This window comes from Nocardia sp. NPDC058114 (genome assembly GCF_042884695.1).
GTDB lineage: Bacteria > Actinomycetota > Actinomycetes > Mycobacteriales > Mycobacteriaceae > Nocardia.
The window spans coordinates 1-22,410 of sequence record NZ_JBHVTK010000021.1 but is presented as its reverse complement, the minus strand read 5'-3'; the positions used below and the strand labels follow the sequence as shown (position 1 = coordinate 22,410).

The 22,410-nt window shown below is 67.9% G+C and carries 19 protein-coding genes; 9 read left to right on the top strand and 10 right to left on the bottom strand.

The window, feature by feature from the left end:
* Window positions 1-58: 58 nt before the first annotated feature.
* Window positions 59-967: an SDR family NAD(P)-dependent oxidoreductase gene (locus ACFVVI_RS35230; protein ID WP_387449282.1), complete on the bottom strand. Its 909-nt coding sequence runs from the start codon at window positions 965-967 to the stop codon at window positions 59-61.
* A 44-nt stretch (window positions 968-1,011) separates the two neighbouring features.
* On the opposite strand from ACFVVI_RS35230, the gene ACFVVI_RS35225 reads away from it, so the two are divergent.
* A complete protein-coding gene (locus tag ACFVVI_RS35225; protein WP_378996503.1) occupies window positions 1,012-1,599 on the top strand; it encodes a TetR family transcriptional regulator in 588 nt (195 codons plus the stop codon).
* 307 nt (window positions 1,600-1,906) lie between these two features.
* Here ACFVVI_RS35225 and glnA (ACFVVI_RS35220) read toward each other — a convergent pair whose 3' ends face one another.
* On the bottom strand, window positions 1,907-3,343 hold the full coding sequence (gene glnA / locus ACFVVI_RS35220) for a type I glutamate--ammonia ligase (RefSeq protein WP_266299126.1): 1,437 nt from the start codon (window positions 3,341-3,343) through the stop codon (window positions 1,907-1,909).
* A 288-nt stretch (window positions 3,344-3,631) separates the two neighbouring features.
* On the opposite strand from glnA (ACFVVI_RS35220), the gene ACFVVI_RS35215 reads away from it, so the two are divergent.
* Window positions 3,632-4,087 (top strand): RDD family protein, encoded by a 456-nt coding sequence (locus ACFVVI_RS35215; protein WP_379318723.1) that lies wholly within the window; start codon window positions 3,632-3,634, stop codon window positions 4,085-4,087.
* A gap of 45 nt (window positions 4,088-4,132) precedes the next feature.
* Entirely contained in the window at window positions 4,133-4,516 is a 384-nt protein-coding gene (locus ACFVVI_RS35210; RefSeq protein ID WP_378996508.1) for a YrdB family protein, read from the top strand.
* Between the two features lie 52 nt (window positions 4,517-4,568).
* Here ACFVVI_RS35210 and ACFVVI_RS35205 read toward each other — a convergent pair whose 3' ends face one another.
* Window positions 4,569-5,312: a DUF4191 domain-containing protein gene (locus tag ACFVVI_RS35205; protein ID WP_301905683.1), complete on the bottom strand. Its 744-nt coding sequence runs from the start codon at window positions 5,310-5,312 to the stop codon at window positions 4,569-4,571.
* A gap of 119 nt (window positions 5,313-5,431) precedes the next feature.
* Here ACFVVI_RS35205 and ACFVVI_RS35200 point away from each other — a divergent pair, with 119 nt between their 5' ends.
* The 3 genes from ACFVVI_RS35200 to ACFVVI_RS35190 are packed head-to-tail and all read left to right on the top strand — an operon-like array spanning window position 5,432 to window position 8,181.
* A complete protein-coding gene (locus tag ACFVVI_RS35200; RefSeq protein ID WP_378996511.1) occupies window positions 5,432-6,850 on the top strand; it encodes a M20/M25/M40 family metallo-hydrolase in 1,419 nt (472 codons plus the stop codon).
* Entirely contained in the window at window positions 6,847-7,683 is an 837-nt protein-coding gene (locus ACFVVI_RS35195; protein ID WP_378996513.1) for an alpha/beta hydrolase, read from the top strand. Before ACFVVI_RS35200 ends, ACFVVI_RS35195 begins: the two co-directional genes overlap by 4 nt.
* Window positions 7,684-7,719: 36 nt before the next feature.
* Window positions 7,720-8,181, top strand: a complete 462-nt coding sequence (locus ACFVVI_RS35190; protein WP_358071185.1) for a 6,7-dimethyl-8-ribityllumazine synthase — start codon at window positions 7,720-7,722, stop codon at window positions 8,179-8,181.
* Here the strand turns inward: ACFVVI_RS35190 and ACFVVI_RS35185 are convergent, their stop codons facing one another.
* Together ACFVVI_RS35185 and ACFVVI_RS35180 are read right to left on the bottom strand one after the other, a co-directional pair.
* Window positions 8,182-9,627 carry a metallopeptidase gene (locus tag ACFVVI_RS35185; protein WP_387449274.1) on the bottom strand — a complete coding sequence of 482 codons (1,446 nt, stop codon included), beginning with the start codon at window positions 9,625-9,627 and terminating at the stop codon, window positions 8,182-8,184.
* A 75-nt stretch (window positions 9,628-9,702) separates the two neighbouring features.
* Window positions 9,703-10,653, bottom strand: a complete 951-nt coding sequence (locus tag ACFVVI_RS35180) for an endonuclease/exonuclease/phosphatase family protein (RefSeq protein WP_387449271.1) — start codon at window positions 10,651-10,653, stop codon at window positions 9,703-9,705.
* 87 nt (window positions 10,654-10,740) lie between these two features.
* Here ACFVVI_RS35180 and ACFVVI_RS35175 point away from each other — a divergent pair, with 87 nt between their 5' ends.
* Window positions 10,741-11,028 carry a hypothetical protein gene (locus ACFVVI_RS35175; protein WP_387449269.1) on the top strand — a complete coding sequence of 96 codons (288 nt, stop codon included), beginning with the start codon at window positions 10,741-10,743 and terminating at the stop codon, window positions 11,026-11,028.
* On the opposite strand, the gene ACFVVI_RS35170 is transcribed toward ACFVVI_RS35175, so the two are convergent.
* Both ACFVVI_RS35170 and ACFVVI_RS35165 read right to left on the bottom strand, forming a co-directional pair.
* Window positions 11,025-13,538 (bottom strand): DUF262 domain-containing protein, encoded by a 2,514-nt coding sequence (locus ACFVVI_RS35170; RefSeq protein ID WP_387449266.1) that lies wholly within the window; start codon window positions 13,536-13,538, stop codon window positions 11,025-11,027. The two genes, ACFVVI_RS35175 and ACFVVI_RS35170, sit on opposite strands and share 4 nt — an antisense overlap.
* 103 nt (window positions 13,539-13,641) lie before the next feature.
* Entirely contained in the window at window positions 13,642-14,664 is a 1,023-nt protein-coding gene (locus ACFVVI_RS35165) for a hypothetical protein (protein WP_387449263.1), read from the bottom strand.
* Between the two features lie 221 nt (window positions 14,665-14,885).
* On the opposite strand from ACFVVI_RS35165, the gene ACFVVI_RS35160 reads away from it, so the two are divergent.
* The gene (locus ACFVVI_RS35160) at window positions 14,886-15,089 is read left to right on the top strand and encodes a cold-shock protein (RefSeq protein WP_056821080.1); all 204 of its coding nucleotides are present in this window, start codon (window positions 14,886-14,888) and stop codon (window positions 15,087-15,089) included.
* 58 nt (window positions 15,090-15,147) lie between these two features.
* On the opposite strand, the gene ACFVVI_RS35155 is transcribed toward ACFVVI_RS35160, so the two are convergent.
* From ACFVVI_RS35155 to ACFVVI_RS35145, 3 genes are all read right to left on the bottom strand, one after another.
* A complete protein-coding gene (locus ACFVVI_RS35155; RefSeq protein WP_379316914.1) occupies window positions 15,148-18,159 on the bottom strand; it encodes a bifunctional [glutamine synthetase] adenylyltransferase/[glutamine synthetase]-adenylyl-L-tyrosine phosphorylase in 3,012 nt (1,003 codons plus the stop codon).
* Between the two features lie 86 nt (window positions 18,160-18,245).
* The gene (gene glnA / locus ACFVVI_RS35150; RefSeq protein ID WP_378996527.1) at window positions 18,246-19,586 is read right to left on the bottom strand and encodes a type I glutamate--ammonia ligase; all 1,341 of its coding nucleotides are present in this window, start codon (window positions 19,584-19,586) and stop codon (window positions 18,246-18,248) included.
* Window positions 19,587-19,707: 121 nt separating this feature from the next.
* A complete protein-coding gene (locus ACFVVI_RS35145) occupies window positions 19,708-21,240 on the bottom strand; it encodes an alpha/beta hydrolase (RefSeq protein ID WP_378996529.1) in 1,533 nt (510 codons plus the stop codon).
* Between the two features lie 200 nt (window positions 21,241-21,440).
* On the opposite strand from ACFVVI_RS35145, the gene panB reads away from it, so the two are divergent.
* A complete protein-coding gene (gene panB, locus ACFVVI_RS35140) occupies window positions 21,441-22,295 on the top strand; it encodes a 3-methyl-2-oxobutanoate hydroxymethyltransferase (RefSeq protein ID WP_378639174.1) in 855 nt (284 codons plus the stop codon).
* Window positions 22,296-22,410 lie beyond the last annotated feature (115 nt).

The window sequence follows — 22,410 nt, the reverse complement described above, 5'->3', positions numbered from 1 at the left end:
GACTATTGCCGGTCCCCGCCTCGCCGTCCAGCCCCGATAATCCGGGGCGTGTCGCCGATCAGCGATCCGCCCGGGCATCCAGCTCGGCGAGCAACTCCAGACTGTCGCCGTAGAGAGCGTGCTGCACCCGTTCGTCATAGGACGCGGCCGAGGACCGGACCGGTGTGCGGCGCACCAGATACTGACCGGTGATTCCCTCCCGGTCAGGTGCTGCGACCAGCCATGCGAGATCCGCGCCGGACCCACGCGGCGTGCGAACTCCAGGGAGTACGACAAGGGCGCGGGCGATCGTCTTCCAGCCCAGCCGCTGGACGGCACTAGCGTTTCTGGCCAATCCGGTTCCAGGCATCAGGCCCGGGTCGAACGCGTTCACTGTGATGTCGTGTGGGGCCAACTCGCGAGCGAGGTGATAGGCGGTCTGGAGGTTCGCCAACTTCGAGGTGGTGTAGCGGCGGCGAGCGTCGCGCTGTGCCGATTCGGTCGGTGGCGGCGGATAGGCGAGTTCGCGGGCGGTGGCGCGCAGTGGGTGCGGCATCCCGGTGAACTGGTCGGGATCATGAGTTCCCGAGGACACCACGATGATTCGCGCGGGTGCGGTGAAGTGGGCGAGCAGGTCGATGACGAGGCCGAGGTGGCCGAGGTGGTTGGTGGCGAACGTCGCCTCCATGCCGTCGGAGGTAAGGGTCCGGCCGGTGAACTGAACGCCCGCGTTGCACACCAGGCCCGCCAGCGGTGGTAGGTCCGCGGCGACGAGTTCGGCGACGAACCCACCGACCGACGGGCGCGAGGACAGGTCGAGTGCCATGCCGTGCGCGCCGATCGTCGCGGCCAGTTCCCGAGTTCGCGTCGCGTCGCGACCGGTGATCACCACCGTGTTGCGCGGGTCGAGGGCGAGGTTCCTGGCGCATTCGTAGCCGAGTCCGCTCGTGCCGCCGGTGATCACGATAGTTCTGTCACTTGATGTCATATGACACAGTCTGCCAGATTGTGGAGTCGTGCGACACTGTCTCGATGTCGCTGCGGGAACTCAAACGGGAACGGACCAGGCAGTCCATCGTCGACACCGCGTTCCGCCTGTTCGCCGAACGAGGCTTCGACCGCGTCACTGTCGCCGAGATCGCGGCGGCCGCGGAAGTCGGCACCCGCACCCTGCACCGCTACTTCACCAGCAAAGAAGAGCTCGTCTTCCCCGAAGACGATGACCTGCGTGCCGACCTGGCACGACTCCTCGCCGAACGCCCAGAGGGCGAACACCCCGAAACCACCCTCGCCGTCGTCATCACCCCGCTGATCAGTAGATTCGGCGGCGAACAACTCGCACAGGCGCGCACTCGCGACGCCCTGATCACCAGCACGCCGGCGCTACAAGCCCGCGACCTGGCCAAACAGGCCGCCGTGGAAAAGCTCATCGAACACCACCTGGCCCGCCGACTCGGTGTCGCTGTCGACAGCGACGTGCGGCCGGCCCTGTGGGCGAAGATCGGGATGGCGTGCTTCTTCTCCGCGTACCGAGTCTGGCTCCATGAAGGCGGCGACCTCGCTCAATACCTGATCGATGCCCGCACGGCGTTGGCCGAATCCGTTCCCCGACGCACGTGACGCGCCTCGTTGTGCTTGACCGGTACTCCCGTAGCGGTCGGTAGTGCGGACCCGTGCTGCGCCCACGAACCGGTCCTGCGCTGGATCGATGAGCGTCTGGCAGGGCAGGCCGCGCCGGACGGTTGCTCGACGCGCACGGTGACGTCCATGTCGCTCGGTGGTGCCTAGCGCGCGGTCGGGACTACGAGTCGGCACCTCCGGCCGGATACAGACGAGTCCGCCCGCTCCGTGATCACGGAGCGGGCGGACTCGAAACCGTTCACTGCGGACGGAACGGTCCGATCAGGCCCGTTTCCGCAGGTCAGGATCACACGTCGTAGTAGAGCTCGAACTCGTACGGGTGCGGACGGAGGTTGACCGGGGCGATCTCGCTCTCGCGCTTGATGTTGATCCAGGTCTCGATGAGGTCAGGCGTGAAGACGTTGCCCTCGGTGAGGTAGTCGTGATCTGCCTCGAGGCGGTCGATGACCGTGGCCAGGCTGGTGGGGGCCTGGGGGATGTTCTTGGCCTCCTCCGGCGGGAGCTCGTAGAGGTCCTTGTCGACCGGGGCCATCGGCTCGATCTTGTTCTTGATGCCGTCCAGGCCTGCCATCATCATGGCGGCGAAGGCCAGGTACGGGTTGCCCGAGGAGTCCGGCGCGCGGAACTCGATGCGCTTGGCCTTCGGGTTGTTGCCGGTCACCGGGATACGCACGGCGGCCGAGCGGTTGCGCTGCGAGTACACCAGGTTGATGGGGGCCTCGTAGCCCGGCACCAGACGGTGGTACGAGTTGACGGTCGGGTTGGTGAACGCCAGCAGCGACGGGGCGTGGTGCAGGATGCCGCCGATGTAGTGACGCGCCAGATCCGACAGGCCACCGTAGCCGGCCTCGTCGTGGAACAGCGGCTTGCCGTCCTTCCACAGCGACTGGTGCACGTGCATGCCCGAGCCGTTGTCGCCGAAGAGGGGCTTCGGCATGAAGGTGACAGACTTGCCTTCCTGCCACGCGGTGTTCTTCACGATGTACTTGAACAGCTGCAGGTCGTCCGCCGCCGAGAGCAGCGTGCCGAACTTGTAGTTGATCTCGGCCTGACCGGCGGTGCCGACCTCGTGGTGGCCGCGCTCGAGCTCGAAGCCCGCGTTCTGCAGGTTGGTCGAGATCTTGTCGCGCAGGTCGACGTAGTGGTCGTACGGGGCGACGGGGAAGTAGCCACCCTTGTTGCGGACCTTGTAGCCGAGGTTGCGGCTGCCGTCCGGGTTGAACTCCTTGCCGGTGTTCCACGAACCGGAGACGGACTCGATCTCGTAGAACGAGCCGTTCATGCCGGAGCCGTAACGGATGCCGTCGAAGATGTAGAACTCGGCCTCGGCGCCGAAGAAGGCGGTGTCGGCGATACCGGTCGAACGCAGGTACTCCTCCGCCTTGCGCGCGATGTTGCGCGGGTCGCGGGAGTACGCCTCACGAGTGAACGGGTCGTGCACGAAGAAGTTCAGGTTGAGCGTCTTCGCGGCGCGGAACGGGTCGATCCGGGCGGTGCTGAAGTCGGGGAGCAGGAGCATGTCCGACTCGTCGATCGACTGGAAGCCACGCACCGAGGAGCCGTCGAACGCCAGACCCTCTTCCGCCAGGTCAGCGGTGAACGCCTTGGCCGGGATCGAGAAGTGCTGCTGGACGCCGGGCAGGTCGGAGAAGCGGATATCGACGTATTCGATGTCCTCTTCCTTGATGTACTGGATGACCTCTTCGGCCGTGCTGAACGTCACTTGCTCTCCTTACGAATCGGTTCCCAGCCAGTCGCGATGCTGGCCCTTTCGAACGACCTGCGCGCAGTCGCTACGAAGGGGTTCGTCGCGACCTGACGCTAAGGACGCGGTGTTTCCCAACAGTCAAGGCTATGTTTCGCCAGTGTTACGCGAGCCGGATGCCTGGGTGATGTCAGCCATCCGGGTGCGATCTTCACGCTAATCCTGCCATCCGCGTGATCCCGCGCTGACGTGACCTCCATTAATGCGGTCGTGGGCGACCGATCGCGCGCCACTATCCTGGATCCCATGGCGCGTATTACCGGCACATGGCTATCCGGATCCCCGGGCGAACCCGGCGACTCGGACATCTCCGGCTACCCCGGTGAGCTGTACGGGCTGCCGCGCGAGGGAGCGGGCTCGCTCGCCCCGACGTGGCGACGCGTCGTCGCGCTGTTCATCGACTGGTTCATCGCGGTCGGGATCGCCGCGGTGATCACCCGCAGCTTCGCATCGTCGTCGATGCCGCTGCTGGTGTGGTTCGTGGTCGGCGTGGCCGCGGTGACACTGTTCGGGTTCACCCCGGGGCAGTACTTCACGAAGCTGCGGGTGCTGCGCATCGACGCTCCGGTGGCGGTGGGTTTCGTGCGCGCGCTGGCCAGGCAGGTGCTGCTGGTGTTCGTGGTGCCTGCGCTGTTCACCGATGCCGACGGCCGCGGCATGCACGACCGGGCGACCGGGACGGCACTGGTCAACGCTCGCTGAGCCGTTGGGCCCGCTCGTACTCGCGCGCGGCCATACGATCAAGCCGTGTCACTGAATCCGGCCATGTTGGCCGTACGTTTTCTGCTCGAATTGATCGCCATCGCCTCGTTCGGCGTCTACGGATGGCGCGCCTTCGACTCGCCATGGCGGTACCTGCTCGTGGTGGTCCTGCCGATCGCGGCCGCGACGCTGTGGGGCGTGTTCACCCTGCCCGACGATCCGGGACGCGGCGGCGGTTCACCGGTGCCCGTCTCCGGCCCGGTCCGGCTGCTCGTCGAGTTCGCGGTGCTCTTCGGTGGCGCCGCGGCACTGTGGGCCGCTTCGCTGCCGCGGCTCGCCTTGATCTCGGCGGCTGTTCTCGTCGGTTACCACCTGTTGGCATACGACCGGGTCCTGTGGCTGCTGACCGGCCGCTCACCCAACGCCTGAAACGGCGCGAGCCCGTCACCTGACAAGGTGACGGGCTCGCGGCGGGAGTGGGTCAGCGGCGACGGATCGCGCGCTGCATGCCCTTCATCTTCGCACCGGGGGGCATCGGGCCCTTCGGCATCGCGGGACCACTGCGCGAACTCAGGGCCGAGAGCCTGCCCTCGATCTGGTCGATCCGCTTGACGTCGATGTTGCGCGGCAGCTTGGTGAGGTACTTCTGCAGCTCCTTGAGGGGAGTCTGGCCTTCCTCGTTGCCGACGATCACTTCGTAGATGGGGGTGTCACCGACCAGGCGGGCGGTGCGCTTCTTCTCCTGCGCGATGAGCGAGCGGACCCGCTGCGGCGAACCCTCGGCGACGAAGATCACCCCGGGCAGGCCGATCACGCGGTGCACGGCGTCGAGCTGGGTGGTCGCGGCGACGCCGTTGGCGACCCGCCACTTGCCCTGCAGGTTCTCCAGCACCCACGCCGCGGCGCCCGCCTGACCCTCGGCCTTGCGGTACACGTTCTTCTGCACGCGGCGCCCGAACAGGATGAATGCCAGCAGCACACCCAGCAGCAGACCCAGCGGCAGCAGGAACCACTGCATGTCGAAGATCAGCCCGATGAGGAAGAAGACCACCGTGGTGCCGACCAGTGCGCCGATCATCAGCGGCAGCAGCGCCTTGTCTTCCTTGCGCTGCATGTTGAACGCCTGCCACAACTGCTGACGACGCTCGCGTGATGCCTGCTTACGGGCCGCTTTAGCCGCGGCCCTGGCTTCCTTCGACGGCTTGCCGCCCTTGCCTCCTGCCATGGTGTCAGCTTAGATGGCGCGCCGCCGGGGCGTCTGACCGCATCACACCGCGCGACGATCCCGGCGTTTCGGGCACGTTCGGCGGGCGGCGGCCCACGCCACAGGCCACAATGGCTGAGATGCGCCCGATCACCGAGAACCCCGCCCTGCCCCCCGTCACCGAGGGCGTCGATGACGAGGTCGCCCGGCGGCTGGCAGTCGCCCTGCAGTGCGTGACGGTATCGACCGAAGATCCCGCGCACACCGCACACGCGGAGTTCGCGCGCCTGGCCACCCACCTCGAGACATCGTTCCCCCGCGTGCACGCCGAGCTGACACTGACGACCTTCGGTCACAGCAGGCTCTACCGCTGGGACGGCGCCGAGCCGGGCGCGGTGTCGGCGATCCTGCTCGCCCACCAGGACGTGGTACCGGTCGACGACGCGCAACGCTGGACCCATCCCCCGTTCGACGGTGTCGTCGACGACGAATTCATCTGGGGCCGCGGCGCGATCGACGACAAGAGCCGCGTGCTCGCCGTCCTGGAAGCGGTCGAGTCGGCGCTGGAAACCGGAATTCGCCCGCGCCACACCGTGTTCCTCGCCTTCGGTCACGACGAAGAGGTCTTCGGCGACGGCGGCGCGGTCCGGATGGCCCAGCACCTGCGCGACCAGGACGTGCGCGCGGAGCTGCTGCTCGACGAGGGCGGGGTGATCACCGACGGCGTCGCCGACGGCGTCGACCGGCCGGTGGCCAGCATCATGCTCGGCGAGAAAGGCTATGCGACGGTACGGCTTTCGGTCACCGAGACCGGCGGTCACTCCTCGATGCCCGGCAAGCAGACCGCGGTGGGACGGCTGGCACGCGCGGTCGCACGCGTACAGGACCATCCGATGCCACTGCGGCTGACGCCGGTGATCAGCGACATGCTCGCCCGCATGCGTGAGGCGCTGCCCGAACCGCGACGCCGGCTGCTCGAGCTCACCGACGCACGCGGGCTGTCCAGGCTGGCCGGACCGCTCGTCGCCCGCATCATGGCGACGGGCCCGACCACCGAGGCGCTGGTGCGCACCACCACCGCGCCCACCGTGATCAGCGGCGGCGTGAAGGCCAATGTGCTCCCGCAGAGCGCCGAGGCACTGGTGAATTTCCGTATCCTGCCCGGTGATTCGGTGGCGGCGGTGCTGGCGCACTGCACCAGGGTGATCCGCGATATCGGCGTGGCGATCGACCTCGTCGGGCCCGCATCGGAGCCCTCGCGGTTCCACGGGCCGGGTCCGGCTTTCGACATGGTCGCCGAGCTGGCGTCGAGCGTGGTGCCCGGGATCGTGACCACCACCGGGATCGTGCCCGGCGCCACCGATTCACGCCACTACGACGGCCTGGCCGCGACCCGCTGCAACTTCGCGCCGATCGTGTTGACCGCGGCGGATCTGGAACGGATCCACGGAACCGACGAGCGGATCTCGCGACTCAACTACGCTCGGCTGATCGAGTTCAACCGGCGTCTCATCGAGCGGCTCGCCGCGGCGCCCGAAGCAGGAGGAGCGCCACGATGACGACCGACACCGGCGAGTTCGCGGGCCACGGCGGCAAGATCGCCTGGCGCGCATGGCAACCGGAGTCCGCACCGCGCGCGGTGGTGGTGCTGGTGCACGGCGTCGCCGAACACTCGGGTCGCTACGAACACGTCGGCACCACACTGGCCGAGGCCGGCTTCGCGGTCTACGCGCTCGACCACATCGGGCACGGCCTGTCCGAGGGCCCGGCGGCCAATATCGGTTCGATGCAGGGCGCCGCCGACAATGTCGCGACCCTGCTCGATCTCGCGGGCGCCGCCCATCCCGGTGTCCCCCGGTTCCTGCTCGGGCATTCGATGGGCAGCCTCGTGGTCCTGCACCAGGCGACCCGCGGACCGGTCGACGTGGCGGGCATCATCGTGTCCGCGCCGCCGCTGGACATCCCGCTCGGCAATCCGCTCCAGCGCCTCGCCGCTCCCCTGCTCACCCGGTTCGCACCGAATCTCGGTGTGCTGACTCTGGATTCGTCCACGATCAGCCGCGATCCCGAGGTGGTGCGCGCCTACGACGACGACCCGCTGGTGTTCCGCGGCAAGCTGCCCGCGCGCACCGCGGTGGAGATCCTGCAGCACACCGCGCTGGTGAAGCAGCGTCTCGGCGCGCTCACCGCGCCGCTGCTGGTAGTGCACGGCACCGCCGACGTGATCGCGTCACCGTCGAGCGCCGATCTGCTCGAGCGTGACGCGGGCTCGACCGACGTGACAGTGCTGCGCTATCCCGGGCTCTACCACGAGGTGTTCAACGAGCCCGAGCGCGCGAAGGTGCTCGGCGATGTCACCGACTGGCTGTCAACCCATGTTACCGGTCAGTAAGTTTCTGCGCGGGCGACACTAGTAGACTTACCACCCATGACCACGTCTACCGGCGCCGTTGCCTTCATCCGCGCCAGCTGGCACAGCTCCATCGTCAACAAGGCGCACGAGGGCTTCCTCGCCGAATACACCGGCTTCGGGTTCGATCCCGAGGTCGTCGAGGTGTTCGACGTCCCCGGCGCGTTCGAGATCCCGCTGCATGCCCAACGCCTGGCCCGCACCGGCCGCTACGACGCGATCGTCGCCGCGGCCCTGGTCGTCGACGGCGGCATCTACCGCCACGACTTCGTCGCCTCCGCGGTGATCGACGGCCTGATGCGCGTGCAGCTCGACACCGATGTGCCGGTGTTCTCGGTAGTGCTCACACCGCACCACTTCCACGAGCACAGCGAGCACGTGGACTACTACACCAACCACTTCGTGACCAAGGGAGCCGAGGCTGCCCGCGCGGTGGCGAACACCCTCAGCTCCCTGCGGTCACTGCCTACCTCGCGCTGACTACTTGAACTGGTTCAGGCAGGCCTGCTCGCCGCTGAGGACACCGGTGCGGAACGCCTCGAGGCGCTGATATCCGCTCGGCACCACCTTGCCGTTGACGTCGGAGGCGGCGAGGCCGTCGGCGAGCAGGCCGGAGACCGCCTCGTCGAGGTCACCGGCCGACAGGCGCGGATCACTGTTCGGCTCACTGAGTTTCGTGGTGAGCACGCCCGTCAGGCACGCCGTGCGCAGGCCCGCCGACTCGGCACCCGACATCGACAGCTTGCGATCCTGCTGCACCGCGAGGGCATAGCGGGACACGAACACCGCGGCGGCGTTGTAGTCACCGGTGACGACCGCCGACAGCGGCTCCTCCTTGGCGCTCGACCCCTCACCCGCACGCTTGGCCATGGCGGGGACATCGGTGCCGATGGTGTTCGAGCCCGGGCAGTAGGAGACCGGCTCGGTGGTGGTCGTCGACGCGCAGTTGCGGGTGACGCCGGCGTAGTCGAACTTCGGCGCGGTCTTCACCGGCATCGACTTGCCGAGCTGGGCGGCCAGGGTGGTCAGGGTCTCCTTGTTCACCGGCAGTTGCTTGTCGCGTTCATCTTCTTCGAAGGTGACGGGCAGACCGGCGCGACGCTTCTCGATCTCGTCCTCGTTGATGTCCTTGCACGACTTGGCGCCCTGGGTGTAACCCATCTGCACCGCCGTCACCCGCTCGAACGCCGAACCGTGCACGGCGTCGGGATCGTTGGGGTCGCGGTCGCGCACGGCGACGGTCGCGCCGAGCACACCGTTGAGCCCGTCGGTGGTGTTGAGCGTGAAGTGCTTCGAATTGCCTTCTGCCACATGGCGAAGGAACACACCGGCCAGGCAGTCGGCCTGCTGCTCCTTGACCAGCGCATCGGTGAGGAACCCGCGCAGCAGGTCGGCCTGGGACTGGATGGCGTGCCCATATTCGTGGGCGAGCACCATCACCACCGACATTTCCTTGTACTTGTCGACCAGCAGCGGCAGCAGGACGGTGCGGTCCCAGCCGATGGTGTGGTCGAGCGGGCAGTACGCGGCGTTGACCAGCTTGTAGGTGCTGCTCTTGCAGAACTGCACCGACTCCGACTCCGGCGCCTTCGCCGACCAGGAGATGTACTTCGAGGCGGGCTTGAAATTGCCACGGAAAGTCTTGGAATACTCGGTCTGCCAGTACTCTTCGATGTCGGCGATGGCGTTGAGCGCGAGCTTGTCGATCTTGCCGTTGTCGCCGTTGTCGGCCTTCTTGTCCGTGTCGGGCACACCGGGACGCGACCCGCTGGGACCGGTGGACGACGCCGCGCCCGCCACCTCCCATGGATTGTCCATGATCGGCTGCGCCTGGTCGCTCGCGACAGTTGTCGCGCCGCAACCGGATACGAGCATGCCGATACTCATCAAAGCTGCCATGGTCGCGCCGAACCGATGTCTTCTCATGCGCTGTCCTCCCCAAAAAATGACGCGGCCGCCTTGCGGTCCGCGATCGAGCGCTCACATGGTAAACGACTACTGTCACAGGTCCATTCGGATCGTGGCCAGCACCGCACGATGGTCGGAGCCGGGGATGGTGAGCGTGCGGATCTGTTCGGCCACCCCACCTGCGACGAGGATGTGATCGATCCCGATCACCGGTCCCCACCGGCGATCCGCCGGGTAGGTGAGCAGGACACCGTCGCCGGTCTGGTCGGCGGCCGAGGCGAACGCGCCGTCGAGCAGTGCTCGATAGGCCGAGTGGTCGTGTGTCGCGTTGAAATCCGCGCCGACGATCGCGGGTGCGCTGGTCGCCGCGAGGATCTCGTCGACCCGGCGCATCTCGGCCGACCAGGCACCGAAGTCGATATTCGGCGGGATCGGATGGAACGCGAAGACCGACATCGGCCCGCGCTGTGGATGTTCCATCGTCGCCGAGATATTGCTCATGACGAAGCCGTCGTATTTCTTGGTGTCGCGCAACGGGTATCGGCTGTAGGTGCCGGTGCCGCCACCACCCGACTGCGCCGGTTCCAGGTAGAAGTAGGGCAGTCGTTCTTCGAGTCCGGCCACACGCAGACCCGTGATCGAGTCGACGGTCAACTCCTCGACGGTGAGCACGTCGACGTTGTTCTCCCGCACCGCACCGACCACGGCGACCGGATCGGCCTGGCCGAACAGGATGTTCGACTGCATCACCACGAGCTCGGGCCCATCGGCGGCCCTGGCCTCCGGAATGTAGGACGGCACCACCAACCACGCGGCACCGGCCAGCACCAGTGCCGCCGCCCCCGAGCTGCGCCAGCCTCGGGCGAGCAGCAACAGCACCAGTCCCACGACCGCGCCGAGCATCAACCACATCGCCCCCGATGCCAACAGCACCATCGACTTCTGGCGCCAGTCCACGACATGCAACACGATCCCGGCCACCGCCGCGACCACCGCGCCCCACCCCAGGACGAGCAACGCTCGTTCCGCCCATTTACGCATCATGAGGTCACCCTAAGCGGCGCCGCTTTCAGGTCTCTTGCGGCTGTCTTGGGAACTCCGCGAGGACCTACACTGGCCGCCGGAAGGGAGGTGACCGTGTACATCGAAGAGTTCTCCGCCGCGGGTCCACTCACTGAGCGGGCCGTCGAGGAGCTGATGACCGTCGCGAACAAGTACACCTCGGCGATCACCCTGACCGTCGGTGAGCGCACCGTGCAGCTCCCGGTTCTCCCGGTCTGCTGGGATGAGCTGCGCGTCGGCGCGGGCACCGCGATCACGGTCGAAGCCGACCGCGGCTACCGACCGGCCGACCTCGAGGACCGCACCGCGCTGACCGACTTCGTCTCGACCTTTCAGCGCGCGACCGGTAGGCCCTAGAGCGGCAGACCCGCCTCGATCCAGTTGTAGGCCTGGATCTTTCGGGACTCGGGATCGTTGACCACCTGGTTGATGAGGTCGTTGATCTGATCGGTGGACAGGGGGTAGCCGTAATGTTCGGCCGCGCCCGCCGACGCCCACAGCGAGGCGAACAGACCCGGCCCACCGAGAAGTTGGGACAGCACGGTGGCGACCTCGTCGACGGTCTCGATGACCCCGTGGACCAGAGCGATCGCGATGTCCTCGTCGCCGGGCGACATGCCGGGGGCCAGCGCACCGGATTCGACGGCGCGCTGGGCCAGCCACGCACGCGGGACCAGCGGGCTCGGGCCGATGGCGTCGCCGAGGTAGTAGCGCCATTCGCCCGGGTTGCCCTGGTCGAAAGCGTGGATGTAGAAGGTGCGGGTGAGCGCCCACAGGGCGATGTAGCGCAGGGCCAGCTGTTCGGGACCGAGCAGCGCGTCGGGGCCCTCGGCGCGGTCACGCTCCAGCAGGTTCCAGGCGAAGCGGAACCAGACCTGTTCGGAATTGCCGACCCAGGTGGCGGGCAGGCGGTCGGCCAACGCGGCCAGATCGCCGACCGGGCCGTCGATACCGCTGTCGCCGGAGGCTTCCACGCGCAGGTTGTCGACATAGCCGCGCAGGGCGTCGACAGAGGTGAACACCGCGTAGCCCAGCTGGGCGAAGCGGGTGAGGTCGGCATTGGACGGCTCGAGCACGAGCACCACCGGCATGCCGACGCCCGGCTGCAGGCCCTCTGGCCAAAAGGCTTCGGCGACAGCGAGTTCGCGGCCGGTGACCGGGTCGGAGACCTCACTGTCGAGCAGCGGGAAGCCGAAGCCGTCGGCGACGAGGTCGTCGACGAGCGCGTTGACCTGGTCCACCGCGGGATCGCCGATGGTCACTCCGGCGACACCCACCGTCAGCAGGGTCGGGCGGTGCAGCTTGCCGGTGCGCAGCTTTTCGAGGAACGCATCCGCCGAGGCGGAGAGCATCTTGCGGCGGGCCCGCAGGAACTCACGGTAGTTCTCCACCCGCCACAGCGACGGATCGGTCGGAATCCACTGCGAGGCGAGCACACCCGGGTTGCGGCGTTCCATCTCGGCGAAGTAGTCGGCGGGCTCACGCTCGCCGAGCTCGGCCTCGGAGCCGGGGCTGAGGAAGCAGAAATTGGCGATCGCGTTGATCTCGTTGCGTTCGTAACCGGCGTCGCGCAGCAGGGTTTTCGGGAACAGGTAGTGCACCTGCACCGGCGTGCGCTCACCGAACTGCTCGATGCCGAGTTCGGAGCCGGTGCCGAGATCGCGGGAACCATCGACGCGGGTGAGCATGTACAGCAGCGGATAGAACCGGGAACCGCGAGTGGCACCGGCGAAGTCGTCGGCGCACAGGTCGAGCGAGCCGCCGCGCAGCCGTTCCAGCGAGCCGATCAGCGCGTTGATGCCGCCGCGTTCGAGCGTGTCGTAGTCCTGTTGCAGGAACGTCTCGGTGGAGCCGCTGAACCGGCCCCAGAGCGCGGAATGCACGTACCAGTACAGCACCCGGTCGCGGTGCAGGTCGTCGTCGAAGCGGCCGCCGTTGAGGAACAGCAGGCGGGTGATCACGGGAATCGCGTAGCGCCCCATCAGGACTCGGTCGTGATCGAGGCCGAGCCTGCCCGCCACCGTGTCGAGGAAGGTGTCCACCTGTTTCGTGGTGGCCACCAGGGCCTGCTCGAATTCCGCGGGTGCCAGATCGCCGAGCGCGTCGAAGTGCGCGCGGCCGTTGCCGACGGCGATCACGTTGCGCAGCAACCAGTCCAGGGTGAAGGTGTAGCCGTCTTTGTCCCAGCGGATCAGGTGGTCGCGCAGGTTGCCGCGGGCCTGCGGCCACTGCGCGCACAGAGTGGCCAGCGCGAGGTCGCCCTTGGACAGTTTGGTGCCGCCGGAGTTGACCCGGTTGAAGATGTCGACCACCTCGTCGACCGTGCGATCCGATCCGGTGATGGTCTCGACGTTGAACTCGCGGTTGGCGACCTCGCGAACCTTGTTCAGCCGATCGAGATAGAGGGCAAGGGTTTCCGGCGACTCGTCCGGGAACCTGGCCAGATAGTGCATCGGGCCCTGGGCGAACAGTTCGGTGATGTCGATCCAGGCCGGTGCGGTATCGCGGCCGGGCACCTGGAATTCGAAGAGCTCCCGCTCGACATCGAAATGCAGACCGGTGAAGGCGATCTCGTCGCCTTCGAAGAACGACGGCGCTGTCCCGCGCATGATCCCGTACAGCGTGGTGATGCGCTGCTGACCGTCGAGCAGCAACTGGCGCAGCCCCGAGCCGGTCGTCGACCCGCGTACCGCGATCTCCTCGGACCCGGTCTCCCACACCAGCAACCCACCGACCGGATACCCGAGATACAGCGACCGCATGAGTCCACGCACCTGGTCGCGGTTCCACACGTAGCCGCGCTGGAATTCGGGCAGCAGCACAGCACCGGAGTCGATCTGGTCGAGCAGGGTGGACAGACGTGTCACGGCAGCCTTTCGATCGAGATCCGGTGGCAGACAAGCGCCCCATCGTTGCACGAATCGTACCGACACATCCCGACATGCCAGCGGCCGAACGGAACTGGCGTGATCACTCCATCCCGGACACCGCTGCCCGGAAGGCCTCCGATGCGTAGAACGGTGCCAGCCTGCGACGCAGCACGGTGTCGAGATAACCGCGCTCGTCGAGTGTTTCGAGGACCGGCGGGCCGAAACGCAGCGCCTCCTCGAGCATCTCCGCGCGCCCTACGCCCAGCTCAGCCAGCAATTCGGCAAGGGGGGTGTCGCCGTACTTGTCGAAGACGTGGTCCACGCCCTCGTCGAGCAGGGCGCGGAAGTAGTCGGTATCGCGGAAGGTGCGCCAGAATTCGAAGACGAGCACGACGATGTCTTCGACATCGGTGGCCGAGACCAGATCACGGAACGAGCCGACGGCGACGCCGGTGTGTTTGCGCCAGGTCTCGCGGGCGCTGTCGAGCAACACTTCGTCGGCGTCACTGCTGTTGCCGCGCAACACGAATCGCGCACCGGTGCGGGTGAGCCTGCCGACACCGTGCTCGATCGCGGGCATCGCGGGTTCGGCCAGCCGCGACAGCGCACCGCGCAGCGTCCGGGCCAGGCCACCGCCTTCGGGGTGTAAACCGTCGTCGACCGCGGTGACCACCGCGCGCTGGACCGCCTCGACGCACGCGTCGACGGTCACCGGGCTGTTGAGCACCAGCCGCACCAGCCGGTGGGTGAGATCCAGATCGGCTACGCCGTCGACCAGCTCGTCGAAGCGGCGGTTGTCGACGAGCTCACCGACCTCGATCTCGTCGTTGGCGCGATGGTTGTACAGGCGGGTGGCGATCTCACCGACGAGTTCGGGAATAGCACCCTCGACGGGAACCTGCACGGCGAACTTGTGCGCGACCGCCTTGATCTGCTCACGGGTCACCGCCTGCGCGAGGGTCAGTTCCGCGGCCTCGTCGAGCGCGCCGTCGATCTCCTCGGTGACGAACTCGAGGAAGCCGGCGGGCTCGCGCAACTGCTGCTTGGTGAACGCCACGTGTGCGTCGAGCACCCGCATGGCCAGGTCGACGTGCCCGCCACGCCCCGCGTTCATCTCACCCATACCGCTCAGATTGGCACAGTCCGCGACGCGATGTGAAAGGGGCGTTCACATTGGTTGCCGACCGACTCGACACGCCGATTTTCCACGGTATACGCCGCCCACATCGCAGTGTGACAAACCGCAAGGCGCGGTTTGCTGGCGAGTATGGCATACTGGGTTGCTGAGACTGGGCTGATCGCAAGTGATCGCCATGGCTCACCTACGGAAAAGACTTTTAAAACATGACTCAAGGCACCGTCAAGTGGTTCAACGGCGAAAAGGGCTTCGGCTTCATCGCCCAAGACGGAGGCGGCCCCGACGTCTTCGTTCACTACTCGGCTATCGGCGGCTCGGGCTTCAAGTCCCTCGAAGAGGGACAGCGGGTGGAGTTCGAGGTCGGCCAGGGCCAGAAGGGCCCCCAGGCCCAGGACGTCCGCGCCATCTGATTTCGGCGTGAACTGAAAAAGCCCCGCACCACTGGTGCGGGGCTTTTTCATGTCCGGACTATCCCCCGAACACGCGCTCGACGACGGCCTTCGCGCGGCGGGTGATGCGCATGTAGGTGTCGAGGAATTCGCTGCCGTCGTCGTTGGGCCAGCCGGCTACCCGAGCCACCGCCGAGAGCAGCTGGCCCGGGCCGGGGAGTTGGTCGGTCGGCTTGCCCTTGACCAGGACGAGGGCGTTGCGGGCGGCGGTGGCGGTGATCCACGATTCACGCAGGAGCGCGACGTCCTCGGGTTCGAGGATGCCCTCGGCCTCGATCACGTCGAGCGACTGCAGGGTCGAGGTGTTGTGCAGCGCGGGTATCTCGTGCGCGTGGCGCAGTTGCAGGAGCTGGACGGTCCATTCGATATCGGCCAGGCCGCCGCGGCCCAGCTTGGTGTGGGTCGACGGGTTGGCACCGCGCGGGAGTCGCTCGGAGTCCACGCGCGCCTTGATGCGGCGGATCTCGCGGACCGATTCCTCCGACACCCCGCCGGTCGGATAGCGGATCGGGTCGATGACGTGCAGGAAGCGCACGCCCAGATCCTGATCGCCCGCCACCTGGTGGGCGCGCAGCAGCGCCTGCACCTCCCACGGCTGGGCCCACTGCGCGTAGTAGGCCTGATAAGCGGTCAGCGTGCGGACCAGGGGCCCGTTGCGCCCCTCGGGACGCAGGCCCGCATCCACCTGCAAAGGCGGGTCGACGCTCGGTGCGCCGAGCAGCCGCTGCACCTTCTCGGCGATCCCGTTGGCCCATTTCACGGCCGTGGCCTCGTCCTCACCGGGGCGCGGATCGCAGACGAACAGCACGTCGGCGTCGGAGCCGTAGCCCAGTTCCATCCCGCCCAGCCTGCCCATGCCGATCACCGCGAAGTCGGCGGGCGCGGGCGCACCACGTTCGGCCTCCGAGGCGCGGATGACCGCGCTCAGTGCCGCCTCGAGCACCGCGACCCACACCGACGACAGCGCCGCGCACACCTGCGCGACGTCCAGCATGCCGAGCACATCGGCCGAGGCGACCCTGGCCAGTTCGTGGCGGCGCAGTGAACGTGCTGCCGCGACAGCACGTTTCGGGTCGTCGTAGCGGGCGGCCGCGGTCTGCATGCCGCGGGCGACGTCTTCGGGTTTTGTGCTGAGCAACTGCGGGCCGCCGGGCCCGTCGGCGTACATGCGGATGGTGTCGGGCGCGTTGATCAGCAGGTCGGGCAGGTACTCCGAGGAACCGAGCACGATCATCAGACGCTGGGCCACCGCGCCCTCGTCACGCAGCACGCGCAGGAACCAGATCTGGTCGTCGAGCCCCTCAGACACCCTGCGGTACGCGAGCAGCCCGGCATCGGGATTCGGTGTGTCACCGAGCCATTCGAGCAGAGTCGGCAGCAGCAGCGCCTGGATGCGGCCCTTGCGCGAGACGCCGCCGGTGAGCGCCTTGAGATGGCCGAGCGCGTTGGCCGGTGCGCCGTAGCCGAGGGCGGCGAGCTGGCGGACGGCGGCGTCGGGGCTCAGGCGCAGCGCGTCGGAGTCCATCCGGGCGACCGCGTCCAGCAGCGGGCGATAGAACAGTTTCGCGTGCAGGCGCCGGACTCGCACGGCGTTGCGGCGGATGTCGGTGTCGAGCACGCCGACCGCGTCCTGGCGGCCGTCGGGACGGATGTGGGCGGCGCGGGCCAGCCAGCGCATGCCCTCCTCGTCATCGGCCGCGGGCAGGGTGTGGGTGCGCTTGAGCCGCTGCAATTGCAGGCGGTGCTCGAGCAGGCGCAGGAATTCGTAGGAGGCGGTGAGGTTGGCGGCGTCCTCACGGCCGACGTAGCCGCCCGCGGCGAGGGCCGTGAGCGCTTCGACGGTATTGGTGACGTGCAGTGCCTCGTCGACCCGGCCGTGCACCAATTGCAGCAGCTGCACGGCGAATTCGACATCGCGCAGGCTGCCCGCGCCCAGCTTGAGCTCGCGCTCACGCATGTCGGCGGGGACCAGGTCCTCGACCCGGCGGCGCATGGCCTGGACGTCGGCGACGAAGTCGGGACGTTCCGACGCGGTCCAGACCATCGGCATCAGCGCGTCGCGGTACTGCTTGCCGAGTTCCATATCGCCGGTCATCGGCCGGTTCTTCAACAGCGCCTGGAACTCCCAGGTGCGCGCCCACCGCTTGTAGTAGGCGAGGTGGGAGTCGAGGGTGCGCACCAGCGCCCCCGCCTTGCCCTCGGGGCGCAGTGCGGCGTCGACCTCGAAGAAGGCCGAGCTCGCGACGCTCATCATCTCCGCGGCCAGCCGGGTCGCGGTCGCGTCGGCCGGTTCGGCGACGAACACCACGTCGACGTCACTGACGTAATTCAGTTCTCGCGCACCGCATTTGCCCATCGCGATCACCGCGAGGCGCACCGGCACCGGGCCGTTCTTACACACCCTGGCCACCGCGACCGACAGGGCGGCGGTGAGCGCGGCATCGGCCAGGTCCGACAGGTGCTTGCCGACCACCAGGTAAGGCGGCACCGGTTCGTTCTCGACGGTGGAGGCCAGGTCGACCGCGGCCAGCAACATCAGCTGATCGCGGTACCTGCCGCGCAGCAGGGCGACCGCCTCCGGACCGGCGATCCCGGCACGCCACAGCATCGGCCCCGCATTGGGTCCCGTCTCCGGCGCCGCGTCGACGGCGTCGAGCAGGTCGGCGATCAGCTCGTCACGGCTGGGAAGTTCGTTCTCGCGCAGCACTTTCCACGCGGCCGGGGCAGCGACCAGGTGGTCGCCGAAGGCCGTCGACGAGCCGAGCAAGCCGAACAGCCTGCCGCGCAACGTGGTGTCGGAACGGATCGCAGAATCCAGTTCGGGCCATGCATCTTCGAGCGATTCGCGCAGCCGCACCAGCGTGGACAGGGCGAGATCGGCATCGGGCGAACGCGAGAGTGCCCAGAGCACCGGCACCCCGTCGACGTTGTCCCAGCCGAGTTGATGCAGGGAAGCCGCCGCTGTCGGTTCGAGGAGACCGAGCCGGCCGACGCCGGGTACAGCGGAGCGGGCAGTCGGTGGCCGGACCATAGCTGTGATCCTAGCGGCTGACGCCGCGGGCTTTCGGCCCGGAAGCCTTGATCCGGTCAGCCCGGATCAAGGCGGCTCGGGATCACTCAGAGACTCAGGTACTCCTTCAACTCCCAGGGAGTGACCTGTGAGCGGTAGTCGGCCCACTCACGGCGCTTGTTGCGCAGGAAGAAGTCGAAGACGTGCTCGCCGAGGGTTTCGGCGACCAGCTCGGAGCGCTCCATCGCCTGCAGGGCCTCGTCGAGGGTGCCGGGCAGGGTACGGAAGCCCATGGCGCGACGCTCGGCGTCGGTCAGCGACCACACGTCGTCCTCGGCCTCGGGGGGCAGCGTGTAGCCCTTCTCGATACCGCGCAGACCCGCGGCCAGCAGCACCGCGAAGGTCAGGTACGGGTTGCAGGCGGAATCAGGGCTGCGGATCTCGACGCGACGCGACGACGACTTGTTCGGGGTGTACATCGGCACCCGCACCAGCGCCGACCGGTTGGACCGGCCCCACGAGGCCGCGGTCGGGGCTTCGCCACCGTGGATCAGCCGCTTGTAGGAGTTGACCCACTGGTTGGTGATCGCGCTGATCTCGGGGGCGTGCTCGAGGATGCCGGCGATGAACGAGCGCGCGGTGCCCGAGAGGTTGTTCGGGTCGTCGGGATCGGCGAAGGCGTTGTTCTCGCCCTCGAACAGGCTCATGTGGGTGTGCATGGCCGAGCCGGGGTACTGGGAGAACGGCTTGGGCATGAACGTCGCGCGCACGCCCTCGTCGATCGCCACCTCTTTGATCAGGTAGCGGAACGTCATCACGTTGTCGGCCATCGAGAGCGCGTCGGCGTAGCGCAGGTCGATCTCCTGCTGGCCGGGAGCGCCCTCGTGATGGCTGAACTCGACCGAGATGCCCATCGATTCGAGCGAGTCGATGGCATGGCGGCGGAAGTTCGGCGCCGAATCGTGCACGGCCTGGTCGAAGAAGCCGCCGTTGTCGGCCGGGGTCGGCTCGTAGCCGCCCTTGAGGTTGTTCTCCAGCAGGAAGAACTCGATCTCAGGGTGCACGTAGCAGCTGAAGCCCGCGTCGGCGGCCTTGTTCAGCTGACGGCGCAGCACGTGGCGCGGGTCGGCCCAGGACGGCGAACCGTCGGGCATGGTGATATCGCAGAACATCCGGGCCGAGTGCTGGTGGCCCTTGGAGCTGGCCCACGGCAGCACCTGGAAGGTCGACGGATCGGGCCGCGCGACCATGTCCGCCTCGGACACGCGCGCGAAGCCCTCGATGGCCGAGCCGTCGAAGCCGATGCCCTCCTCGAAGGCGCCTTCGAGCTCGGCGGGCGCGATGGCGACGGACTTGAGGTAGCCCAGCACATCGGTGAACCAGAGACGGACGAAACGGATATCCCGCTCTTCGAGCGTCCGCAGCACGAATTCCTTCTGGCGATCCATACCGGCGAGCGTAAGCACCCGGCGTTAAATCCGTGTTACATACGGAGACGGGTTTGCGATCTCGTCACATCGTTCGCACATCTCACCGGCCACGACGGGGCGCGGTGAGCACATGTGGCTCTCAGCATGTGAGACCGGGCGCGGGCGTGGCGAGATCGACGAGGTAGTCGATCACCGCGGTGTCGAGGCACTGATCGCCCGCCACCAGAGCGGCGGTGTGCCGATTGCCGCGGAAGGTGATCAGGTCGGCACCCAGCTGGGCGGCCAGGTCGACACCGGCCTGATACGGCGTGGCCGGGTCGTCGGTGGTGGAGACCACCACGGTGGGCGGCAGTCCAGGGGCCGAGACGCGATGCGGGCTGCTGGTGTTGGGCACCGGCCAGGCGGCGCACAGCTCCAGTGGGGCGGCGCCGGTGCCCTTGCCGTCGTCGAGGAACGGGGCGGCCTTGCGGTATTCGGTGTCCTGACGGCCGGTCACCGCGGGATCGGTGACGCGCGGATCGTCGACGCAACGGATCGCGTTGAAGGCGTCCTGAGTGTTGGCGTAGGTGCCGTCCTGACGGCGGCCGTCGTACATATCGGCCAGCTGCAGCAGGGTGTCGCCGCTGCCCGCGCGCAGTTCGGTGAGGCCCTGGGTGAGGATCTGCCACAGGTCGTCGCTGTAGAGAGCCTGCTGGACGCCGGTGATCGCGTCGTTGTAGCTGAGCCCGCGCGGGTCGGCGGTCGGCGCCGGGGCCTTCTCCAGCGGCCCGACCAGCTCGCGGAAACGAGTGACGGCCTGGGCGGGATCGGTGCCGAGCGGGCAGTCGGCGTTCTTCGCGCAGTCGGTGGCGTAGGCGGTGAACACGCCCTGGAAGCCCGCCGCCTGCCGCAGCGACTCCTGGACCGGGTCCTGCGAGGAGTCGACGGCGCCGTCGAGAACGAGCGCGCGCACGTTCTGCGGGTACTTCTCGGCGTAGGCCGAACCGAGGCGGGTGCCGTAGGAGTAGCCGAGGTAACTCAGTTTCGCGTCGCCGAGCACGGCCCGCATGACATCCATGTCCTGGATCACCTCGCGGGTACCGACGTGACCGAGCAGGTCGACGCCGGAGCGCTGGGCGCAGCGGTCGGCGTACTCACGGTTGTCGTCCTCTGCCTCGGCGATGCCCGCCGGAGTGTTGTCGGTGGGCGGCTCGGCACGTTCGGCGTCGGCCTGCTGCGGGGTGAGGCAGACGATCGAGGGCAGCGACGAGCCGACACCGCGCGGATCGAACCCGACCCGGTCGAACTTCTCCGCCAGTTCGGTGCGGTTGCCGACACCGACCATCGACAGGCCGGAGACGCCGGGCCCACCCGGGTTCATCAGCAGCGAGCCGACCTTCTCGCCGGTGGCCGGGATCCGGGAGAGCGCGATCTGGGCGGTCGGGCCGTCCGGGCGCGCGTAGTCGATCGGCACGGTGATCCGCGCGCACTCGGTTTTGGGTGGCAGCCGGTCCTCCGGGCTGCCGTAGCCCTCGCACGAGCCCCAGTCGATCTGCTGGTCGTAGAAGCTGTTCAGACCCGGTGGGGGCGGGGGCAGTTCAGCACGCGGCGCGCTGTCCCCGCCGGTGCCGCATCCGGTGACGATCAACGCAGAGACAGCGCCGAGGAGCACGACGAGCCGGCCTCGCTGCACAGTGGGCCCACCTTTCCGCGCCCTGCGGCGCACACAATGCGCCCGAACGGGCTCGCATCACGGTAACCGAATCGCCCGGTGTGACCGATCACACCGGCGCCTGGCCTTAAACCCCTGCGGGCGCAGGTGGCACACTGAGGTGGTCAGAAACGCCCGGGGACCCGGTATGGGCCTCGAGGAACCAGACGAAAGGGACGATGATGTCCGTATCCGATGAGCAGACTCCTGCCTACGGTGCCACTCCCGCCGACAACAAGCCACGCCGCAAGACCCGCGTCCAGCATCTCCAGCAGATGAAGGCCGACGGTGAGCGCTGGTCGATGCTGACGGCCTACGACTACTCGTCCGCCCGGCTGTTCGAGGAAGCCGGTATCCCCGTGCTCCTGGTCGGCGATTCCGCCGCCAATGTCGTCTACGGCTACGACACCACCGTGCCGATCACCGTCGACGAGCTCATCCCGCTCGTGCGCGGTGTCGTGCGCGGCGCCCCGCACGCGCTGGTCGTCGCCGATCTGCCGTTCGGGACCTACGAGTCCTCGCCGCAGCAGGCGCTGGCGACCGCCATCCGCTTCATGAAGGAGGGCGGCGCGCACGCGGTGAAGCTCGAGGGCGGCGAACGGGTCGCCGAGCAGATCGCGCTGATCACCTCCGCGGGCATCCCCGTGATGGCCCACATCGGATTCACCCCGCAGAGCGTGAACACCCTGGGCGGTTTCCGTGTCCAGGGCCGAGGCGACGGCGCCGAGCAGCTCGTCGCCGACGCGATCGCCGTGCAGGAGGCCGGTGCGTTCTCGGTGGTCATGGAAATGGTCCCCGCCGAGATCGCGGGCCAGGTCACCCGCAAGCTGACCATCCCGACCGTCGGCATCGGCGCGGGTGCCGACTGCGACGCCCAGGTGCTGGTCTGGCAGGACATGGCCGGCTACACCAGCGGCAAGACGGCCAAGTTCGTCAAGCGCTTCGGCAACGTGGGCGACGAACTCCGCACCGCCGCGGCCACTTACGCCGCCGAAGTCCGCCAAGGCACCTTCCCCGGCCCAGAACACAGCTTCTGACCGGACCCACAACAACCTGCCCCCGTCTTCAACAACCCACCCAACCCAGCCACCGCACTCCCGACCCCTAGGGAGGGACGGCCACGAAGTGGCCGGTCCGCGGCCGGGCCGCCGG